This is a genomic window from Aeromonas sp. 604176 (genome assembly GCF_049170755.1).
Lineage (GTDB): Bacteria > Pseudomonadota > Gammaproteobacteria > Enterobacterales > Aeromonadaceae > Aeromonas > Aeromonas veronii_A.
Window position 1 is genome coordinate 15,633 of sequence record NZ_JAAKNE010000007.1, and the last position, 18,395, is coordinate 34,027.

The 18,395-nt window shown below is 58.8% G+C and carries 14 protein-coding genes; 7 read left to right on the plus strand and 7 right to left on the minus strand.

Going from position 1 to position 18,395, the window contains the following annotated elements; all coding sequences use genetic code 11:
- Positions 1-46 precede the first annotated feature (46 nt).
- Positions 47-802: a substrate-binding periplasmic protein gene (locus G5358_RS02265; protein ID WP_216953322.1), complete on the plus strand. Its 756-nt coding sequence runs from the start codon at positions 47-49 to the stop codon at positions 800-802.
- A 127-nt stretch (positions 803-929) separates the two neighbouring features.
- The gene (locus G5358_RS02270) at positions 930-1,685 is read left to right on the plus strand and encodes a substrate-binding periplasmic protein (RefSeq protein ID WP_216953321.1); all 756 of its coding nucleotides are present in this window, start codon (positions 930-932) and stop codon (positions 1,683-1,685) included.
- 391 nt (positions 1,686-2,076) lie between these two features.
- On the opposite strand, the gene G5358_RS02275 is transcribed toward G5358_RS02270, so the two are convergent.
- Genes G5358_RS02275 through G5358_RS02285 form a run of 3 tightly spaced genes read right to left on the minus strand, consistent with a single transcriptional unit; the run spans position 2,077 to position 7,188 of the window.
- Complete coding sequence (locus tag G5358_RS02275) at positions 2,077-4,062, minus strand: MtrB/PioB family decaheme-associated outer membrane protein (RefSeq protein WP_421323519.1); 1,986 nt, start codon at positions 4,060-4,062, stop codon at positions 2,077-2,079.
- A gap of 11 nt (positions 4,063-4,073) precedes the next feature.
- Positions 4,074-5,048, minus strand: a complete 975-nt coding sequence (locus tag G5358_RS02280) for a DmsE family decaheme c-type cytochrome (protein WP_337072733.1) — start codon at positions 5,046-5,048, stop codon at positions 4,074-4,076.
- A gap of 55 nt (positions 5,049-5,103) precedes the next feature.
- Positions 5,104-7,188, minus strand: coding sequence for an OmcA/MtrC family decaheme c-type cytochrome (locus G5358_RS02285; RefSeq protein WP_337072734.1), 2,085 nt, complete (start codon positions 7,186-7,188; stop codon positions 5,104-5,106).
- A gap of 246 nt (positions 7,189-7,434) precedes the next feature.
- Here G5358_RS02285 and pdsA point away from each other — a divergent pair, with 246 nt between their 5' ends.
- The 4 genes from pdsA (at position 7,435) to nrfD (ending at position 10,508) form a co-directional block, all read left to right on the plus strand.
- On the plus strand, positions 7,435-8,046 hold the full coding sequence (gene pdsA, locus G5358_RS02290) for a periplasmic diheme shuttle PdsA (protein ID WP_216953317.1): 612 nt from the start codon (positions 7,435-7,437) through the stop codon (positions 8,044-8,046).
- A gap of 153 nt (positions 8,047-8,199) precedes the next feature.
- The gene (nrfB, locus tag G5358_RS02295) at positions 8,200-8,820 is read left to right on the plus strand and encodes a cytochrome c nitrite reductase pentaheme subunit (protein ID WP_005346804.1); all 621 of its coding nucleotides are present in this window, start codon (positions 8,200-8,202) and stop codon (positions 8,818-8,820) included.
- The gene (gene netC, locus G5358_RS02300) at positions 8,817-9,485 is read left to right on the plus strand and encodes an Nrf-like electron transfer protein NetC (RefSeq protein WP_421323520.1); all 669 of its coding nucleotides are present in this window, start codon (positions 8,817-8,819) and stop codon (positions 9,483-9,485) included. The genes nrfB and netC overlap by 4 nt, the downstream gene beginning before the upstream one ends.
- A gap of 69 nt (positions 9,486-9,554) precedes the next feature.
- On the plus strand, positions 9,555-10,508 hold the full coding sequence (gene nrfD, locus G5358_RS02305) for a cytochrome c nitrite reductase subunit NrfD (protein ID WP_421323521.1): 954 nt from the start codon (positions 9,555-9,557) through the stop codon (positions 10,506-10,508).
- A 177-nt stretch (positions 10,509-10,685) separates the two neighbouring features.
- Here the strand turns inward: nrfD and G5358_RS02310 are convergent, their stop codons facing one another.
- The 4 genes from G5358_RS02310 to G5358_RS02325 all read right to left on the minus strand — a co-directional run bounded on the left by G5358_RS02310 (position 10,686) and on the right by G5358_RS02325 (position 16,447).
- Entirely contained in the window at positions 10,686-14,120 is a 3,435-nt protein-coding gene (locus G5358_RS02310) for an ImpA family metalloprotease (protein ID WP_421323522.1), read from the minus strand.
- A gap of 278 nt (positions 14,121-14,398) precedes the next feature.
- Positions 14,399-15,154, minus strand: a complete 756-nt coding sequence (gene lpxH, locus G5358_RS02315; protein ID WP_421323523.1) for a UDP-2,3-diacylglucosamine diphosphatase — start codon at positions 15,152-15,154, stop codon at positions 14,399-14,401.
- Complete coding sequence (locus G5358_RS02320) at positions 15,151-15,960, minus strand: DUF4269 domain-containing protein (protein ID WP_421323524.1); 810 nt, start codon at positions 15,958-15,960, stop codon at positions 15,151-15,153. The genes lpxH and G5358_RS02320 overlap by 4 nt, the downstream gene beginning before the upstream one ends.
- Positions 15,950-16,447: a peptidylprolyl isomerase gene (locus tag G5358_RS02325; RefSeq protein WP_033115878.1), complete on the minus strand. Its 498-nt coding sequence runs from the start codon at positions 16,445-16,447 to the stop codon at positions 15,950-15,952. Before G5358_RS02325 ends, G5358_RS02320 begins: the two co-directional genes overlap by 11 nt.
- A gap of 212 nt (positions 16,448-16,659) precedes the next feature.
- Here G5358_RS02325 and cysS point away from each other — a divergent pair, with 212 nt between their 5' ends.
- A complete protein-coding gene (gene cysS, locus G5358_RS02330; RefSeq protein WP_041208491.1) occupies positions 16,660-18,036 on the plus strand; it encodes a cysteine--tRNA ligase in 1,377 nt (458 codons plus the stop codon).
- Positions 18,037-18,395: the final 359 nt, after the last annotated feature.

Genomic DNA, 18,395 nt, shown 5'->3' on the forward strand with positions numbered 1-18,395 from the left:
GCCGTCACACTGTTTGGCATTGTCGATATAGTGAAGGATCTCTTCCATGCGGAAATGGCATCTCTCCCACATCCTACTCCTTCTGTGGGCCAGCTTTGCCCGTGCAGATCTGGACAAGCTCGAATACTGCACCGAAATCTCCCCGCCTTTTAACTTCAGTGACGCAGAGGGTCAGCCCACCGGCCTTGCCGTCGAACTGCTGCAGATGATCTGGCAATATAGTGACCTTTCCCCCCAACCAATACGCATTCTGCCGTGGGCCCGCGGCTACAAAGAACTAAGCAGCAAGCACAATGTGGTGCTGTTTGCCACCGCACGGACACCCGAACGGGAAGCGCTTTTCAAGTGGGCCTGCCCCATCGACAACTCGGACTTTGTGCTTCTTGGCCGCGCAGCTGACAAGCTGACCCTTGTCTCTGCCGAACAAATGAAACAATACAAGATTGCGGTGGTGCGCTCGACCGTATCGAGTCAGCTGTTGCAGGAGCGGGGTCTGGATGAAAGCAACCTTGTCGAGGCAAACCGTCTCAGCCAGGCGGCCAAAATGCTCGCCTCGGGCCGTACCCATCTCTTTGCTACCAACAAGCTGGTCGGCTATCAAACCCTCAAGGACCTCAACATGGATCTGAATGACTTCAATGTGGCCTTTGTGCTCGACAGCAAGCCACTCTGCTATGCCTTTAGCCGTCAGGTGCCAGACAGGGATATAAGCCGCTTTCAACAAGCTCTGGATCGTGCCCGGGCCTCCCCTCAATTTTCGCAACTGCAAGCCAAATACCTGCCACTGCGCCAGTCTCTCTGACCCTCGCAACACAGCACAACATGCCGGCGGCCTCCTGCACTTTTTGCCAAACTGCAAACCCGCCTTGGCGAAATCATCCGGCTTGGTCACAATTGAGCATAGGTATTCCCTTGAGCAGGATAGAGAAATGAAACCATGGATCGGGTTGGCCACACTGCTTGTTACCTCCTTTGCCAACGCCAGCCCCGAGCTGGCCAAGCTTCACTACATTACCGAAGAGTACAAACCCTACAACTACGCCGATGCAAGTGGCGCCCCCACCGGCCTCGCGGTCGAACTGCTGCAACTGGTATGGAAAAAGACCAATACCCCAGCGCAGCCCATCACCATCATGCCTTGGGCGCGCGGTTACTACCTGCTGACCCAAAAGCCCAATGCGGTACTCTTCTCCACCGCCCGCACCCAGGCGCGGGATCCTCTGTTCAAATGGGCCTGTCCCATTGGTTACGCCGAAATCGTGCTGGTAGGGTTGGCCGAGCGCAATATCACCATCACCAAGCTCGATGATGCCAAAGCATTCAATATCGGGGCGGTACGGGCTGATGTGGGAGAACAGTTGCTACTCAACAACGGCTTTGACGAGACCAAGCTGATGGCAGCCAATCGGCTGGCACAAGCGCTGAAGATGCTCACCTCAGGTCGGATCGATCTGGTCTCCACCAACAAAACCACCATGGAACAGCTGATCGTGGAGCAAAAACTCGACCCCGCCCGCTTCAAGGAGCAGTGGGTACTTAGCTCGGAGCAGTTCTGCTTCGCCTTCAGCCATCCGGTAAGCGACGAACTGGTCAAAGAGTTCCAGACCGGCTTGACCCAGGTGCTGGCGAGTAGTGAATACCCGCTGCTGCACAGCAAATACTTCCCTGCCCCCGCCGCCAAATAGCGGCGCAGCGAAAAGCGCCAACAACAAGGGGCCCGCTGCAGGCCCCTTCGCTTTTTACCATTTGCTCTCACCTGGCCACGTACCAGCACAGCAGCAGCCACCTTGTGAAGGGCGATAAGCTGTTCGATATCGAGCCCCACGACGGCGCCATTCACACCCGCCACTTGTCGCCCACCATCACCCGATCGGCCCGTTCGGCGCCACACAAGATCAGCGGCCTAACGTCGCAGTGCCGCCATGCAACCCAGCTGCTGGGAAGATCTGAAATATAGAAAATCAATTAGATAGCAACATGCCTCGCGGCATCCAGGCATCAATTGCTATCCGCATTCGGGTGTCTGTGCCGGGCATGAAAAAGGGGAGCCAGGCTCCCCTTGTGGCACTTGCGGCGTTAGAACTTGTAGAGCCAGGAGATAGCGGTGAAGTAACCGTTATAGTTCTGGTTAACATGACCCATGCTGTACTCCTCACCGGTGTAGAGGTAGTCCACATCGTGGTAGAACTCGTAGCGCATATCCCAGCGCAGTGACTGCTTCTCGTCGAGCTGATAGAGGGCATAGCCTTCCAGACGGTGTTGCTTGCTGGTCAGGTCGGGGTAGTCATAACCCTTGCTGGCATCTGTCTGGCCACGGCCATAGGAGAAGCTGTAATCCACCCCCAGTTCCAGCGCCAAATCAAACGCCTTCTTCTGGCTTAGACCCACTCCCAGAGTAGTGATTTGGTCACGAACCCGGGTCGAATAGGGATCCCAGTCCGGGGCACCGGTGTAAGCATGGTTCTGGCTTGAGGTGATCCACTGTACATTGCTGAATAGATGGCCACTGAGATTCTCATCAAACTGCTGGTTAAGGGTCAGATCGATACCATAGTCCTCCCCTTCACTGAGTCCGATGTCAGGCTCCGGATAGTTTGCCCGTGCCCACCACCCTTCCAGCGAGGAGCTTAACTGCTCGCTGAAGGCATACTGCAGATCGCCACGCAGCTCGAACCTGTCACGATTGGCCAGATAGAACTGACGCAAGGTCGGGCTGACATTGGTATTGTTATTCTTCCACTCAGAGCCATCCCGGGTGCTCCAGGAGAGTTTCCCCCCCAGTTGCAGATCACCCACCGGGCGATAGCGACTCTTGAGGAACAATGTCTGCTCATCCGTCTTGCGACGATCCGCGTACTCCCGTTCATCGGCACGATACTGGTAACCCCCGGTTACCTTGACCGATCGACTAAGGCGGTAATCCGCTTCCAGATTGGCTTTACTGTGAGAACGATCCCCCGGCTGCCGTTGTTTGCCAATAACAACCTGCTTGTCCGAGTTGTCCTGCCGATCCCGGTATTCGCCCCCGGCACGCAGAGTCAAATCCCGGCCAAAACGCCCCACCCATTTGGCATTGGTCTGGATGGTATCGATCTCGCCATGGAAATCGCTCTGGGTGATCGGCACCTGCCGGAAGGCGGCTAGATTGCCATCCGACGTTGCTCGACTGCTGAGAATGCGACCGCTCAGACTCTGCCGGTTCCAGTTGTACTGGCCGGACAAACTGACCTGATGGAAGCTGTTGTCGGGTTCGTAAGCCCGCTCATTGGCATAGGGGTCGCTGGCCGAACCGAAATAGAATGCGGTCTCCTCGTTGCGATAGAGTGAGCCGTTGTAGGCCAGATCAACCAGCCAGCCTTCACCCAGGTAGCTGATGCCACTCTTGACCAGGGTGGTGGTGCTGCCATCGACCAGCTTGGGTACAAAGCCCGGCGTACTGCCTATCCCCGGGATGCTGGACTGATAAGTGGCCAGCGTTGCCTCTTTTTTCTCATAAGAGAAATCGGCATAAGGGCGCCATGGGCTCTTGGGGGTATAGGCAAGCCCCATGGTCAGCTTCTTGCGGACCACCTCCTTGTCAAATTCGGCCAGCGCACCAGCCGCCATCGGCGCATCGTCAGAGCGATAGACACTCTTGCCATGGCTGTTCCAGTAAAAGGGGGTTTCGGAGTAGCCAATTTTGGCGCGCGCGCCATCATAGAACCCTTGCTCCAGTGACATGCTGAAACGGCGCATTCCAAGATCCCTGACCTCGAGTGCGCCGTAACGGGATCCCTCTCCCCGATACTGCAGGTCAGCGTTAAAGATCCCCAGCATGCCGGTATCGTTGGCGGCGGGCACCCAGTTGCGAAAACGGGTCGCGCCATCATCGTTGATGTAGCCTGTCCCCAGCCCCACCTCACCAAACCAGCCACTCTCGCTTTCGCATGATGCGCAGCGCCAGCGCGCGGTTTTGGCCTCCCTGGCCGATTGCAGGGAGTAATCCTCGACAGCCAGCGGCTCCTCGGTGGCATGGGCCGAGAAGATGGTCAGCAAGGAGAGCCAAAGTGTTGAATGTTTCATGACTTCTCTCCTCAACGTCGCAGGGACTGCCCATTCGGATGGTTAGTCCCGTGGATCTGGTTATGACAGTTCAGGCAACTGCCGCCGCGCACCTTGAGATCCCCCTCGGGGATGGACACGTTGGCATGGGGGGCACTGTGACACTCCTGACACAGCTGGGGCACGCGCTTGTTGAGCAGCGCCTGATTGATGGAACCGTGGGGGCTGTGGCATAGAGAGCAATCCTCGGTCACCGGTTCGTGCTCCCACAGGAAGGGGCCCCGCTTCTCGGCATGGCACTCGTAACAGCTCTCGTTGACGGTTGGCTGTTTCAGGCTGGCCTCATTTTGTGACTGATGCGGGTTGTGGCAGCTGGAGCAGGGCATTTCGCCATTCAGGATGGGATGACTGGTGCGCTTGTGCAGATCCGATTTCTCTGCGGCATGGCAGCTGGTGCAGGTCTCGACCTGTTTCTTGCTGTCCATCACCGGATCCTTGGCCTGGTGCAATGTGTGGCAGCTGGTACAGGAGAGATCCTCGACCGCATGAACACTGGCATGCCAGCCCATCCGGTTGGTATCGGTATGACAGGAGAGACAGACACTGTTCTGCTTCTCGACCGGCACAGGTGAATCGGGACCAAAGGTGATCATCGGCTCCCGTTTCTCTCCTTTGCGAGGATTGCGCGTGTGGTTGCCTGCCGGACCATGACAAGCTTCACACTGCCGGTCGGCCATGGGGCCATTCTGGTTGCCCAGATTGCCGTGCACACTGTGGAATATGCCGGTCGCGGGTTTGCGTGAATCTGAATCGTGGCACTTGAGGCAGGTATCAGCTCCCTTCGGGGAGTATTTTCCCTGGTCAAATTTCTTGTCCAGAGCCGATTCAATCTGGAGTCGCGGATCTGCATCGCCAGCGGGTTGCGCGGCATCGCTCTTGGCCCAGGCTGACAGGCAGCTCAGGGCCAGCATGCCAGCCAATAACCACTGCGAGATGGTCTTTTTCATCTTGTTTCCTTCAACGGCGAAGGGCCAGGGGTTACCCCCTGACCGCAGGATTTCATCAACGGAAGTCGTAGACCTTGTGAACCTTGTCGACACCCTGCTCCTGCCCGACGGCATGGCAAGAGGCACACTGTTCAACACCGGTTGCGGCTTCGATCGTCTCTGCACCAAAGACGGCGCCGTTATTCTTCATGTGGGTAGCCCACTCATCCCCTACCACCGGGCTATCCGGCTTGACCAACCCCAGCGGTGATTTGAGGTGGCAGCTGGAGCAGACCACCAGCACCGGGCTGAAGTATTTAGGCTGTTTGTTGTCAGCCGTGGTGGCGACCAGAGAGGGGCGAGCGTTCTGCTGGTTGGGCAGGTTGTATTGCCCCTGGGTATGACAGGACTCGCAGTTGCTGATATCGCCCGGGAAGGTAGCGCTTCCCCCATGTTTGGCGCCAAGCGCGTGGAAGGAGTGGACGTGATATTTCAGGTCCCCCGGCACCCCCGCATAGAACGAGGTACGGGTCGCGTTGTGGCAACTGGTGCACTGGCTCATATCCTTGGCCGCATGATTGCTCATGTGGACTGCCAGATCCTTGTGACAACTGTTGCAGGAAGCGAGATCCGCACCGGCCTTGAGCAGATAGCTGCTGTCGATGCCCCCTTCGGCACGGAAGTAGGCGCTGACCGGATTGATGGCGATCAGGGAGAGTGCGCTGGCAGTACTGCTGCAAGGCAGCAGATCCCCTGCGGCAAACGCCCCGTTGCGATCGGCTTTACGCGCCACACAGACTCTCAAGTCGGCGATGGTCGCAGCCAGGGTGCCGTTGACCTCGTTGCCCGTCTCTTTGCTGCACAGGAAGCGGCCTGTGCCCTGGCTGACACACTTGCTGAACTCGATCTTGTTGCCAGAGACGAAGGTCTGCGGATTGGTGGTGGCCAGCTCGAATCCCTGGCCCTGATCCCAGTTGACCAGAATGGCCGGATTGCCATCTTTGACATATTTCAGCACGTCATTAACGCTCTCGGCCGGCGTACCGTCGACGGTGACGGTCAGTTCGACCTCGATATTGGGAGCGGCATAGCGAACGTCATCGAACGTGAACTGCAGCTTGTCGCGTCCAATCGCCTCGTTGGCCATGTAACCCAGGTGAACCATATAAGGTGACTTGCTGCTGGCCGGATCAGCGCCATGGCACTGGGTGCAGACTGCGCCACTGTTGATCTTGCCGGTGATGTGAGCATCAAAACCTGTGGAGCTGGTTGAATCGGCATGACAGGCACCACAGGCTTTTTCCTGGGCATGTTGCCAGTTACCGGCATTGAGGGTGGCTGGCGTAGCGTCCTTATGACAGGTATCGCAGTTGCGCGGGTCTTGCGGAAAGTGGCTGACCGTCTTGGTATCCGTGCTATCCAGATTGCCATGGTACTTGTGCACTATGGTCGTCAGAGAACGGCGGGTAGCAATGGTCGGATTACTCTCGTTGTGACAGGTGACACAGAGTTTGGGGTCAGCGCGATCCGCGTGTTTGATCGCTTGCTTCATGTGACAACTGTTACAACTGCTCTGATCCACGATATCCCGGGTCAAAGCGGCGGGCGTCCCTGCCGGCACCCAGTCCAGCACATAGTTGGTAACGGGAACATTGTTGCTGCCACCAAAAAAGATACCGAGACGATGAGTCGCCGTCTCATCCCAGCTAATTACACCATTATTGCTTTGTGAATCAGAAGGATAGGGATCCTGAACTGTGGTGGGGTTGATCGCAAAGGTGTAGCGATATTGCCCATTGCCCAGTGGCTCCAGCTTGCCGCTGTTTTCACTGGTGGCTTTGCCGGAACGGTAGATAAAACTCTTCCAGATGGCCGGGTCTTGCCGTGTGGCATCGCGGCCGGGGATCACCTTGTTGAGGGTGAAGGAGGGGATCGTAGCGCCCAGGTCGTAACCCGAACCCTGTTTGTCCGCCACGTTGAACTGCACCGAGAGCTGACCATCCGGGGTGAGAACCGGTGTCGAGGCCGAGATAGTCAGAGAGTCAGGGGTTCCAGGAGGAGGGGGGGGCGGCTCACTCTTGTCACTGCCATCCCCCCCGCCACCGCAGGCCGAGAGGGTGAGCACCATTGCAGCGGCCACCAGCGCTTTCCAGTATTTCATCTTGTTTATCCTTTTTTATCGGATTTTTTATTTCATGTATGAGCTGTCTCAGAAAAGTCCCAAAAACATGCAACATTGAAGCCTTTTGAGCCCCACCTTGGTCAAAAACCATTTCCCCCCGAATTATAAGGTTTATGTGGCTCTCGACGTTGACAGAAGTCTCAAAAGCGGGACTAAGCCCACTTTTTCGAATAAAAAAACGGTATAAGCTGTCTTTTGCGATTTTTATGTCAAGAGGAGTGCAAAATGAAGCGAAGCATGAAATGGGAAGTGGTGGGGTTATCTCTGTTGATTGGTTCAATTGGGCCAGCCTTTGCCGGGGTCGACGAGATGGCCAAAACATGTAACGCATGTCACGGTAATCAGGGGATCAGCTCACATACAGATATTCCGACAATCGCCGGAATAGCAGAATCTAATCTTGCGGAGCAGATGCGAAGCTACCTAGATGGCCGCCCTGCTAAGACCGTTAATCATGTCACCGGTGACACCAGCAAACAGGGAAACATGACCGACATTGTTAAGGGTCTTAGCGACGATCAGATCGACGAATTGGCAGCTTACTATGCCGAACTGCCCTACCAGCCGATGAAGCAGCCGTTCGATGCCGCACTGGCCAAAGCAGGACAAAAACTGCATGAAGAGTCTGGTTGCAAGAAGTGTCACTCCGAAGGTGGCTCCGTTGCCGACGATGAAGCCTCCATCCTCTCCGGTCAGCCAAAAGGTTACATACTGATGGCCCTGCAAGAGTTCAAGGCCGGCAAGCGCAGCAATGACGAGAAGATGAATAACGCCATCATTGCCATGAGTGATGCCGATCTCCAGGCGTTGGCCGAGTACTACGCCAGCCAGCAATAACCAAAGCGGTCAGGTTTATCCATTGATCAAGCCCCCACTCTGTCGTGGGTGGGGGACTCTTGCCCGTTTCTGGCATTTTGGGAGGTATTTGTCGCTCTTTTTCTTGTCAGGGGGTGGATAACGCCGCTGAACCTCTTTGATCCGGAGTCCAGTATGAAAAAAATAATGCAGTGGGCCTTGCTTGCCACGATCTGTCTGGGTGCAAGCGAGTTTGCCCTCGCAGCGACCGCCGTCGAACCAGCGTCTGCTGCCGTCAGCACTGTGGCCGATAGCAGTGCCGCCGATGCACTGGCCGCACGCCAGGCCAAAGCCGCGAAGAAAGCCGCAGCCGAGAAAAAAGCGGCCGCCCGTTTCGCCAAGTGTGACAAGTGCCACGACGGAAACGAGGGGATGCATGGCAAGCATGCCAGTGTCACCAACCCCAATACCAATGAAGCGGTGACCTGTACCAACTGTCACGGCAACCCGTCAGCCCAGCACCGCAAACAGCGTGGCGGCATTGTCGACGTGATGCGCTTTGGCGACGATGCCTTCCCGCTCAGCCAGCAAAACGGCGTCTGCATGAGCTGCCATGAGCCCGATGATCTGCGCAAGGCGCTGTGGGCTCACGACGTGCATGCGACTCGCGTGACCTGCACCAGCTGCCATCAGTTGCACCCGGCCAAAGAGCCCATGGTCGGCATCCCCGAGAAGGCCCGCATCAAGCTGTGCGTCGACTGCCACAGCAAGCAGCATGAGGCCAGGCAGCAAGCCGCGGCCAAGGAGGGCGCATGAGCACGACCCGTCGCGAGTTTATGGTGGGGATGAGTGCCAGCGCCTTGATCCTGATGACGGGGTCGCCCCGCGCCCTGGCCAACAGCATGACCATCGGGGGGGTGCGCTACGGCATGATCCACGATGAGACAGCCTGCATCGGTTGTACCGCCTGCATGGATGCCTGCCGGGAAGTCAATCAGGTGCCACAAGGGGTAGCCCGCCTGCAGATCCTGCGCTCCGGCCCTGTGGGTGAATATCTGGATCAGGAGTACCGGTTTTTCCGCAAGTCCTGCCAGCACTGTGATAACGCCCCCTGTGTGCATGTCTGCCCGACGGGTGCATCCCATATCCGGGCCGAGGATGGCATCGTCGACATTAACCCCGATCTCTGTGTCGGCTGCCGCTACTGTCTGGCGGCCTGCCCTTATCAGGTACGCTTTATCAACCCGGTCACCCGCATTGCCGACAAGTGCGACTTTTGCCGCAAAACCAATCTGGCAAACGGCAAGCAACCCGCCTGTGTCGAAGCCTGCCCTACCAAGGCGCTGGTGTTCGGCAATCTGGATGATCCTCACAGCCCGATCGCCAGACGGCTGGTGCATGAAACCACCTATCGCTACAAACAGTTCCTCGGCACCTCGCCCAAGATGTATCGGGTACCGAAAGGGGAGGTAAAATCATGAGTCCTCATAACCCGCATCATGACGGTATCCCTCTGCAGATGGTGAGTAGCGAAACGGGAGGTATGTACCATGTGGCATAACGCATTTCACTTCGACTCACTGGTCTGGGATGGTCCCATCGCCATCTACCTCTTTCTGCTGGGGATCTCCGCCGGTTCAGTCACCCTCTCGGTGCTGTTGCGCCAGCGCGGGGCCGGCAGCGAGAGCGGCATCATCAGGGCGACCGCAATTCTGGCCCCGCTCAGCGTGATACTGGGGCTGCTGATCCTCATCTTCCACCTGGCGCGACCCTGGACTTTCTGGAAGCTGATGTTCCACTATCAGTTCGATTCCGTGATGTCGATGGGGGTCATGCTGTTTCAGGTCTATATGACGGTGTTGTTTGCCTGGCTGGCGGTGGTCTTCAGAGCCGAGATCGAGGGGTTGCGGCGGCACCTGCTGGCGGACAGGTTCGCCTTCATCGATACCCTGATAGGCAAGATGGCACAGATCGAGCGACTGCTTACTCCCCTGTTGTTGTTGCTGGCCGTACTGCTGGGGGCCTATACCGGCTTCCTGCTCTCGGCGCTCAAGACCTACCCCATGCTCAACAACCCGATCCTGCCGGCGCTGTTTCTGGTATCCGGTATCAGCTCGGGGGTCGCCTCCACCATCTTGCTGGCGGTGACTCTGTTCAAGGAGAGCAGCCATAGCAAGGGGGTGAGCTTTGTGCACCGCTTCGAGCGTCCCATCGTGGCTATCGAGATCTTCTTGCTGGTCTGCTTCTTCACCGGCCTCTACTTCGGTGGCGGCCAGCGGGAGGCAGCGATGTGGGCGGCCATAGGCGGCGGCTTCTGGTCGCAGGTCTTCTGGTTTGGCGTGATTGGCATCGGCATCCTGCTTCCCCAACTGTTGGGGCTGTTCAGCTCGCCAGCTCGCCAGCTCCAGCGCTCCCACCTGGTGCTGGTCTGCAGCCTGAGCCTGGTGGGGATCTTGCTGCTGCGCTACTTCATCCTCTATGCCGGTCAGATGACGGTGCTGTAACATGGCTGCGTGGATGGGCCAGAGATGTGTCTAGTCCTTACACAGGCTTACACATTTTCGGCTCGTTCTTCTCCACGCAGACTCCCCAACCTTCTCGGCATCCACTATGGGGCCAAAGGCTGGATAAACAACAAGCGCCCTGCCGGGCGCTTGTTGTGGTTATCGTGATGACCGGATTCAGGGTGTTGGGCAGGCGCTTGGCGAGCCGCTGTTGCGGGGCCAGAGGGTGGATCCGTCGCTTTCAGAGAGCGGCAGGAATGTGACGCCTTCGCTCATGTTGGCTGGGGGCAGGTCATCCTCCAGCACATACATCCCCATCGGCAGGCTGCCATAACGCTGGTTGGCCTGCACCTGAGCGACCGCGAGGCTGGAGTAACGCAGGCCAAGCAGATCGAAGTGATTGCGCCAGTCCCAGCCGGTGAGCCGACTGAGTGCAACCAGCATAAAGTCATTGCCCGGTATATCGCGCACCCGTTTGCCGCCATAGACCGCATGCCCCGAGTAGGGGAACAGGCTAAAGCCGAGCCTATCCTTGTTGGCATTCCACTGCGCTTCACTGTCGGCTGCCGCGCCGAAGATCCGTGAATGCTGATAGAGCAGGGTGAAGAGAGTGAAGCCATCGTTCAGCCGGGTGCCATCAGTCAGGAGCATACGGTGGGCGCGTAATGCCATCTGGATATAAAACGCCATGCGATAGCCGTTGTGGACGGCGTAGGCATTGCTCTTCCAGGGGGCTTCGTAGCGACTCTCGCCGGTATCGAGCACCTTGCAGTTGGCCCCGAGCACGACGCGGTTGCCACTCCTGTCCCGTACCTGCGCCGCATCAGACATGAACACATAGAAGAGATCCTTGTGATTCATGTGTCCATCCTTGATGGGCGCCGTGTTGCCATCTCTCAGATAATGGGCGCGCCACTTCACCACATAAGGGAAGATGTTGTTGGAGTTTTCCCCCGCCCGGCTGCCGTAGCCACTCCAGTTGTCGGCATCGTCTGCCGCAGCGTACTGCACGTTCAACCGGTTGGTCTGCAGGTTGTGGCCCAGCTCGTGATTGTCGAGCCAGCCGGTCGGGCTGATGCTGCCGGAAGAGTCCCACGGGTTGCCGCTGCAACCGCTGCCGCAATGGGCATTCTGGTCATAGTTGGCATGCTGGATGATGGTGCGGGTATGGAGCGATTCATCGAGACACCCCTCCCCCAACAGTGCCACGCAGGCGTTTTTAACATCCGCAGGCAGCGACTCATCGAGCCCCTTGCCCTGAATTTTCAGGCCCGCCAGGGTGTAGACACCATTGATGTGATCCCGGGCGATGCTGTCGAGCAGGGCATTGGTGTCGGGGATGACGCCACCCACCGCCTTGGTGAAGCGATCCCGGCGCAGATGCTGTTCTGCGCCATCGGCCCGCAGATCGATATGGGGCAGCTCGGTTTGTTCCAGCCGCTCGTTGAACTCGCGGATCTGCTGCTCATCACTGAAATCCATGATGGCCGGATGACGGGTGACGCCCGTGGCGCTCACCTGGACGGCCAGCGATGCAGCCGCCCCTTCCAGATAGAGGTAGATAGGGCCGCCATAGGGCGAGGTGAAGGTGACGCTGCCCCCCTTGGCCAAGATCAGTCGTCCGGTGGTCAGCTCCAGCGGGGCTCGATAGATCTTCTGCTCATAGGCGCGATTGGTGTTGGGCCTGTGGTAGTTGAGTCGGACGGTAGCGGACACATCGGCGTTATCGGTGCGTCTCAGGGTGATGGTTTGTCCCGGCAGGGCATACCAGCCGGTGGTGGTCCACTGCCCGCTGTAGGGAACCGCAATGCGCCGACTGTCGGTGAGCGTTGCGGGATAGGCATAGTGAGTCGCTTGTCCCTTCACTACCTTGCTGCGCTCGGTGACGTACTCCCCCAGATCGGGTTGGGCCGGGGTACGAGTGCGGGCATAGCTCACCAGCCAGTCGGCAAACATCGCCTGCTGCCAGGATTGATGCTCATCCCAGGCGATGGGGTAGTCGATGGCGGCACGGTATTTGTCGGCCAGCAGCAGGGTGGCGGGCAACAGTGTCACGCCGTCACGGGCAAAGGGGCTGATCCCGGCCTTGTCGAGGGTGATGGCCCCATTTCTCAGCCAGTCGGCCCCCTGCTTGAACTGCTGGTTGAAGCTCTCCGAGCCACCGCAATTGATAAAGTTGCCGCCGCAGCTATCGAGCCACTGGGTCGTGAAGTTGCGATCCTGAAGGTTGCCAAGCAGGGTATCGACCGCCATCAGCTGGGCGTCGGGTGCCATGATGGTGTTCACTGCCAGATCGCTGGCTCTGAGTTTTGACCAGTAGTTGCCCCAGGTGACCAGCCCCATATCGAGATAGAGGGGGCTTAGCAGCGGGCTGGCATCGCGCCGATAGTTGGAGAGCAGCAGCGGGATCCCGGCCGCTTTGGCCTTGGCGATCGCCTCTGCGATCCCCTGATACCCCAGCCCCTGGCGGTCGATATCGCTGATCACGATAAGCTCCGGCGCCATGGTGTCGATACAGTTGCTCAGCGCCTGATAATCGCAGGCATTGGCCGGGTTGATGCTGTGCTTGTCGGGATAGATCGCCTTGAGCCAGTCCCGCACGCCTTCGTTGTGGGGAAAATAGACGCTATCGGCGCGGCTTGGCATCTGGGTGGTAATGATGCGCAGGCCATCGCTATCCTTGCCCCGGGTCAGCCAGCCAATCAGCCCCTTGAGCAGCGCCTCGCTCTGCGCTGTGCGGTCAACGGAAAACAGGTTCGCCCCCATGGCAGCCTGACGGTAATCGGCTTGCTCGGAGACCATCACCAGACCCCGGATCTCGCTCTCCCCCTTGCCATTGATGTTGGAGGGGAGCAGGGTCACCGTGCTCTCAGGCTGGAAGCTGGAAAAGGTGATGGAGTCGTGGCTCGGGTTCCAGCTGATCTGTGCCATCCCCTGATAGAGGCTGCGAACCAGCTCGGTGCGGTGCGCCTCACTGTCAGCAATCGCCGCGCGGGCATGGGCGATCAGGGATTGCTCGCTGGCAAGGGTATGATCTTCCCGGGTAATGGCATTGGCGGCATCGCTGATAAAGCTGGCCGAGATTTGGCAATCACCACGCATGGGGCCTGTGGTGTAGGTGTTACCCGTCAGGGTGCCTTCACACCCTGTGATGTTTGCCAACACGAAGCCACTCTCGGGCTGCACGGTGAAACGCCCCTGTTCACCCGCATTCAGGCGCAGGTAGTCGGGACTGACCGCGCCTCCCAGAGAAGCTTGGGTGGTGGCGTTGAAATAGACGGCTGCACTCTCCTGCGTGAAGCTGGCCGAGATCTGGCAATCGCTGCGCATGGGGCCAGTGGTATAGGTGAGGCCGTCCAGGGTGCCATCACAGCCGCTTATCCCGGTCAGGAGGTAACCGCTGTCAGCCTGTACCGAGAAGCGCCCCTGTTCACCCGCCGCCAACCGCAGGCTGGTGGGGTTCAACTGTCCGCCCGCGCTGCTCTGGCTGGATGCCTCGAAATAATTGGGGGTGACAGGGGGGCGGATAGGGGTCTCTTCCTGTTCGCCATCACCGCCGCCACAGCCTGTGATCAACAGCGCCAGTAAGGGGGTGAGAACCGTCTTTTTCATTGTTTGATACGTTCCTTGTGTTACGACGGGTGGGAGGAGTCGGTAGTCTAATGAGCGGTTTCGTTTATTTCAACGCCGATTGAATGGTTAATTATCTTTATTTTCAGCACCTTGCATGCTTTTTGGTCGATTTCTGCCCTTGCTGGCGCAGCAGAACCGGTACAGATGGGCCGAACAGCCCATAGGCATACCTGAACTCGCCGTTCTACGTCGGTTCACCGGGTTTACAGGGGGGCGCCGGGCCGCAGGTTTTACCTGCAACCCGCACAGGGGGGATGTCAGACGGATGGCTGAGCGGCGGGGTCGATCGTTGCCAGCGCCCGCATCTCCAGCCGCTGCTCGCCGGGGCGACAGACCAGCACCGAGCCTTGCTCGAACCAGTCCCCCAGCACGATGCGCCGCGCGGGGTGACCGTCCAGGATGAAGTCGTGGATGGCGGGTCTGTGGGTGTGGCCGTGGATCATCATCCGGCAGTCATGGGCGCGCAGCATCTCGTCCACCGCCGCGGGCGTCACATCCATGATGATCTGGCTCTTGTGAGCATTTTCCATCTGGCTTTGGCCGCGCATCTTGCAGGCGATGGCCTGACGGCGGGCAAGCGGCAGTCGCAAAAAGAGCCAGCGCAGCCACTTGAGCTGGGTGATGCGACGAAACTTCTGATACCCCTCATCCAGGGTGCAGAGCAGATCCCCGTGGCTCAGCACTACCCGCTCCCCATAGAGGTCGATCACGCAGGGGTCCCCCAGCAGGGTCATCCCCGCGCGCTTGGCAAACTGCTGGCCCAGCAGAAAGTCGCGGTTGCCGTGGATAAAGTAGATGGGCACGTTCTGCTGGCTCAGGGCCAAGAAGGCATCGGCCATCTGTTGATGGAGCGGATTGGGGTCATCATCGCCAACCCAGAATTCGAAGAGATCCCCCAGCACATAGAGGGCATCGGCGCCGGGGGCGTCGTGCTCGAGAAAGCGCACCAGTGCCGCGGTCATATCGGGCCGCTGGGCAGAGAGGTGAATGTCACTGATAAAGAGGGTGCTCATGATGTGGGGGTCGGGCTCTCGGTCGAAACAGGGCAAACAGGGGTGGCAGAGGTAGTAGACACAACAGGGGACGAATAGTGCGCTGCGGGCGCCATCGCGCCAGTTGAGGTATGGATATCGTCACGGGATGGCGGCTGCCATGCCAGCTCGGCAAGATTGCGTCCCTCCAGCGTCAGCAGCGCTTCATAAGGATCTCCCGCCAGCCCCAGCAACCGGCACATGGCCGCCTCCCCTTTTAGTCCCTCTTCAAAGCGCAGACGTAGCACGTCACGGTAGAAGGCATCACCAAAACGCTCTAGCAGGGCCGCCATCAAGGTGAGGTGGCGCCAGCCGTTCTGCATCTCGATGGGAGCTGGGGTGACATAGAGCTCCAGCGGCCAGCTGGTGGTGCGGTTATCACAACCGTTATCGGCACTACTATCGGCAAAGTGCTGGTCGAGGCAGGAAAAGGTACGTTCCAGCAGCCAGACATTGTCGTCCTTGGCGCTCGCTTGCCAACCTTGAGCTTTGAGCGTTGAGGCAAACTCGGCGGGATCTGGATGCTGGCAGAGGATATCGAGATCGCTGCCCGGCCGATCGAGGCCGATGGCCAGCGTGCTCACCAGCGCCAGATCGGCGCACTGCGCTGCCAGCTCATCCCACACACCGGCGGTGAGCAGGGCATGGGCCGAGCGCTGGCGCGGGTTGCCGTGGGCCAGATAGTCGAGGCGGCGCCAGTTTGGGCTGGCAGTGGGGGAGGCAGATGGAAAAACTGCGGCCGGGGCCGCAGTTTTGTCAGTGCCGAGTCGGCAGAGATCAGTCAGCAAGGGTCACCTTGGTGATCACCACGTCTTCGGTCGGAACGTCCTGGTGGATACGGCCGTAGTTGCCGGTCTTGACGCCCTTGATCTTGTTGACCACGTCCATGCCGGCGGTCACTTCACCGAATACGCAGTAGCCGAAGCCCTGAGTGGTGGCGGATTTGAAGTCGAGGAAGTCGTTGTTGTTCACGTTGATGAAGAACTGGGCGCTGGCAGAGTGCGGCTCCATGGTGCGAGCCATGGCGATGGTGCCGATCTTGTTGGACAGACCATTGGCCGCTTCGTTCTTGATGGGGGCGCGGGTGTCTTTCTCTTCAAAGCCCGGAGCATAGCCGCCGCCCTGGATCATGAAGCCGTCGATAACGCGGTGGAAGATGGTGTTGTCGTAGTGACCGTCACGGCAGTATTGCAGGAAGTTGGCCACGGTTTCCGGGGCTTTTTCAGCATTCAGGGTGAGGGTGATGTCGCCGTGATTGGTGTGCAGAGTGACCATGATATGTCCTTTCATTTGATGCGGACGACGAAGTGTCCGCTGGTGTATGGCATAAAGTGGTGGCAATTCTAGCCCATCAGGGGCTGGCGGCATAGTCTCTCTGGCGCCGTAACCGTGCTGGCAGGCGGGATTGGCCACGTTTTCTGCCTCGTTTTCTGCCCCTGAACGGGGTATCATGACCAACCATTTTACTCACAGGCAGTGGTTAGAAGATGCTGAAGATATACAACACACTCACTCGTCAAAAAGAAGAATTCAAACCTATCCACCCGGGCAAGGTGGGCATGTATGTGTGTGGTGTCACCATCTACGATCACTGTCATATCGGCCACGGCCGCACCTTCGTCGCTTTTGATGTGGTCGCTCGCTACCTGCGTTACGCAGGTTATGACCTCACCTACGTGCGCAACATCACCGACGTGGATGACAAGATCATCAAGCGTGCCGCCGAGACCCAAGTGACCTGCGACGAGCTGACCGAGCGTCTGATTGGCGACATGCACGCCGACTTCGACGCCCTCGGCATGGTGCGCCCGGATATCGAACCGCGCGCCACCCAGCACATCGAAGAGATCATCGAGCTGGTGCAATCCCTGCTGGAAAAAGAGCACGCCTACGTGGCGGATAACGGCGATGTGATGTTTATCGTCGAATCCTACGCCGATTACGGCAAGCTCTCCGGGCAGGATCTGGAGCAGCTGCAAGCCGGTGCCCGCGTTGACGTGGTGGATGCCAAGCGCAACCCGCTCGACTTCGTGCTGTGGAAGATGTCCAAACCGGGCGAGCCGACCTGGGAAAGCCCCTGGGGCCCGGGCCGTCCTGGCTGGCACATCGAGTGCTCCGCCATGAACTCCAAGCACCTTGGCAACCACTTCGACATCCACGGCGGCGGCTCCGATCTGCAGTTCCCGCACCACGAGAACGAGATCGCCCAGTCCTGCTGCGCCCACGGTGGCGACTACGTCAACACCTGGATGCACAGCGGCATGGTGATGGTGGATAAAGAGAAGATGTCCAAATCCCTTGGCAACTTCTTCACCATCCGCGACGTGCTGGCTCACTACGACGCCGAAACCGTCCGTTACTTCCTGATGTCTGGCCACTACCGCAGCCAGCTCAACTACTCGGAAGATAACCTCAAGCAAGCCCGCGCCGCGCTGGAGCGCATGTACACCGCCCTGCGCGATCTGCCGGTGGCCGCTGCTGCCGGTGGCGACGAGCAGGTGGCTCGCTTCAAAGAGGCGATGGACGACGACTTCAACACCCCGGAAGCCTACTCCGCCCTGTTCGATCTGGTGCGCGAGATCAACCGCCAGAAGGGTGAAGACATGGCCGTTGCCGCCGCGCTGGGCGCCCGTCTGCGCGAGCTGGGCGCCGTGCTTGGCATCCTGCAGCAAGACCCCGAGGCCTTCCTCAAGGGTGACGAAGCGGACGAAGAGGTTGCCGAGATCGAGCGCCTGATCGCCGAACGCAATCAGGCCCGTGCCGACAAGAACTGGGCTGCTGCCGATGCCGCCCGCAACCGTCTCACCGAGATGGGCATAGTGCTGGAAGACAGCGCCGGCAAGACCAGCTGGCGCCGTGCCTAAGGCCGGTTGGCCTGTTGGTGTCTGGAGCCAACAGGTTGAGCCAATAAAAAAACCGCAGCCCTTGGGCTGCGGTTTTTGTTTGTGTCTCTTCCCTCGACACCTCTTAAGCCTCGGTGGCCTGCGCTCTGATCCCCTCTCCCCTTGCGGGAGAGGGTTAGGGTGAGGGGGGCTAACGTCATTTCTCGGCTGAATATCGTCATACGCCTTAATGGCATGGCTTCGCCATGCAGGACGCGAGGGCCTTGCCCTCGAAGGTGTTTCGCCCGCCCTTCGGGCTGGGGCGAGTGACTTTTGAAAGACCCGCTCTCTTTGGCAAATAACACCAAAAGCCTTCTCCCCCGGCAACCCGCCCGCTTCGC

Coding starts and splice junctions, on each gene's coding strand:
- G5358_RS02265 (WP_216953322.1), top strand. CDS start 47: ATGCGGAAATGGCATCTCTCCCACATCCTACTCCTTCTGTGGGCCAGC.
- G5358_RS02270 (WP_216953321.1), top strand. CDS start 930: ATGAAACCATGGATCGGGTTGGCCACACTGCTTGTTACCTCCTTTGCC.
- G5358_RS02275 (WP_421323519.1), bottom strand. CDS start 4,062: ATGAAACATTCAACACTTTGGCTCTCCTTGCTGACCATCTTCTCGGCC.
- G5358_RS02280 (WP_337072733.1), bottom strand. CDS start 5,048: ATGAAAAAGACCATCTCGCAGTGGTTATTGGCTGGCATGCTGGCCCTG.
- G5358_RS02285 (WP_337072734.1), bottom strand. CDS start 7,188: ATGAAATACTGGAAAGCGCTGGTGGCCGCTGCAATGGTGCTCACCCTC.
- pdsA (WP_216953317.1), top strand. CDS start 7,435: ATGAAGCGAAGCATGAAATGGGAAGTGGTGGGGTTATCTCTGTTGATT.
- nrfB (WP_005346804.1), top strand. CDS start 8,200: ATGAAAAAAATAATGCAGTGGGCCTTGCTTGCCACGATCTGTCTGGGT.
- netC (WP_421323520.1), top strand. CDS start 8,817: ATGAGCACGACCCGTCGCGAGTTTATGGTGGGGATGAGTGCCAGCGCC.
- nrfD (WP_421323521.1), top strand. CDS start 9,555: ATGTGGCATAACGCATTTCACTTCGACTCACTGGTCTGGGATGGTCCC.
- G5358_RS02310 (WP_421323522.1), bottom strand. CDS start 14,120: ATGAAAAAGACGGTTCTCACCCCCTTACTGGCGCTGTTGATCACAGGC.
- lpxH (WP_421323523.1), bottom strand. CDS start 15,154: ATGAGCACCCTCTTTATCAGTGACATTCACCTCTCTGCCCAGCGGCCC.
- G5358_RS02325 (WP_033115878.1), bottom strand. CDS start 16,447: ATGGTCACTCTGCACACCAATCACGGCGACATCACCCTCACCCTGAAT.
- cysS (WP_041208491.1), top strand. CDS start 16,660: ATGCTGAAGATATACAACACACTCACTCGTCAAAAAGAAGAATTCAAA.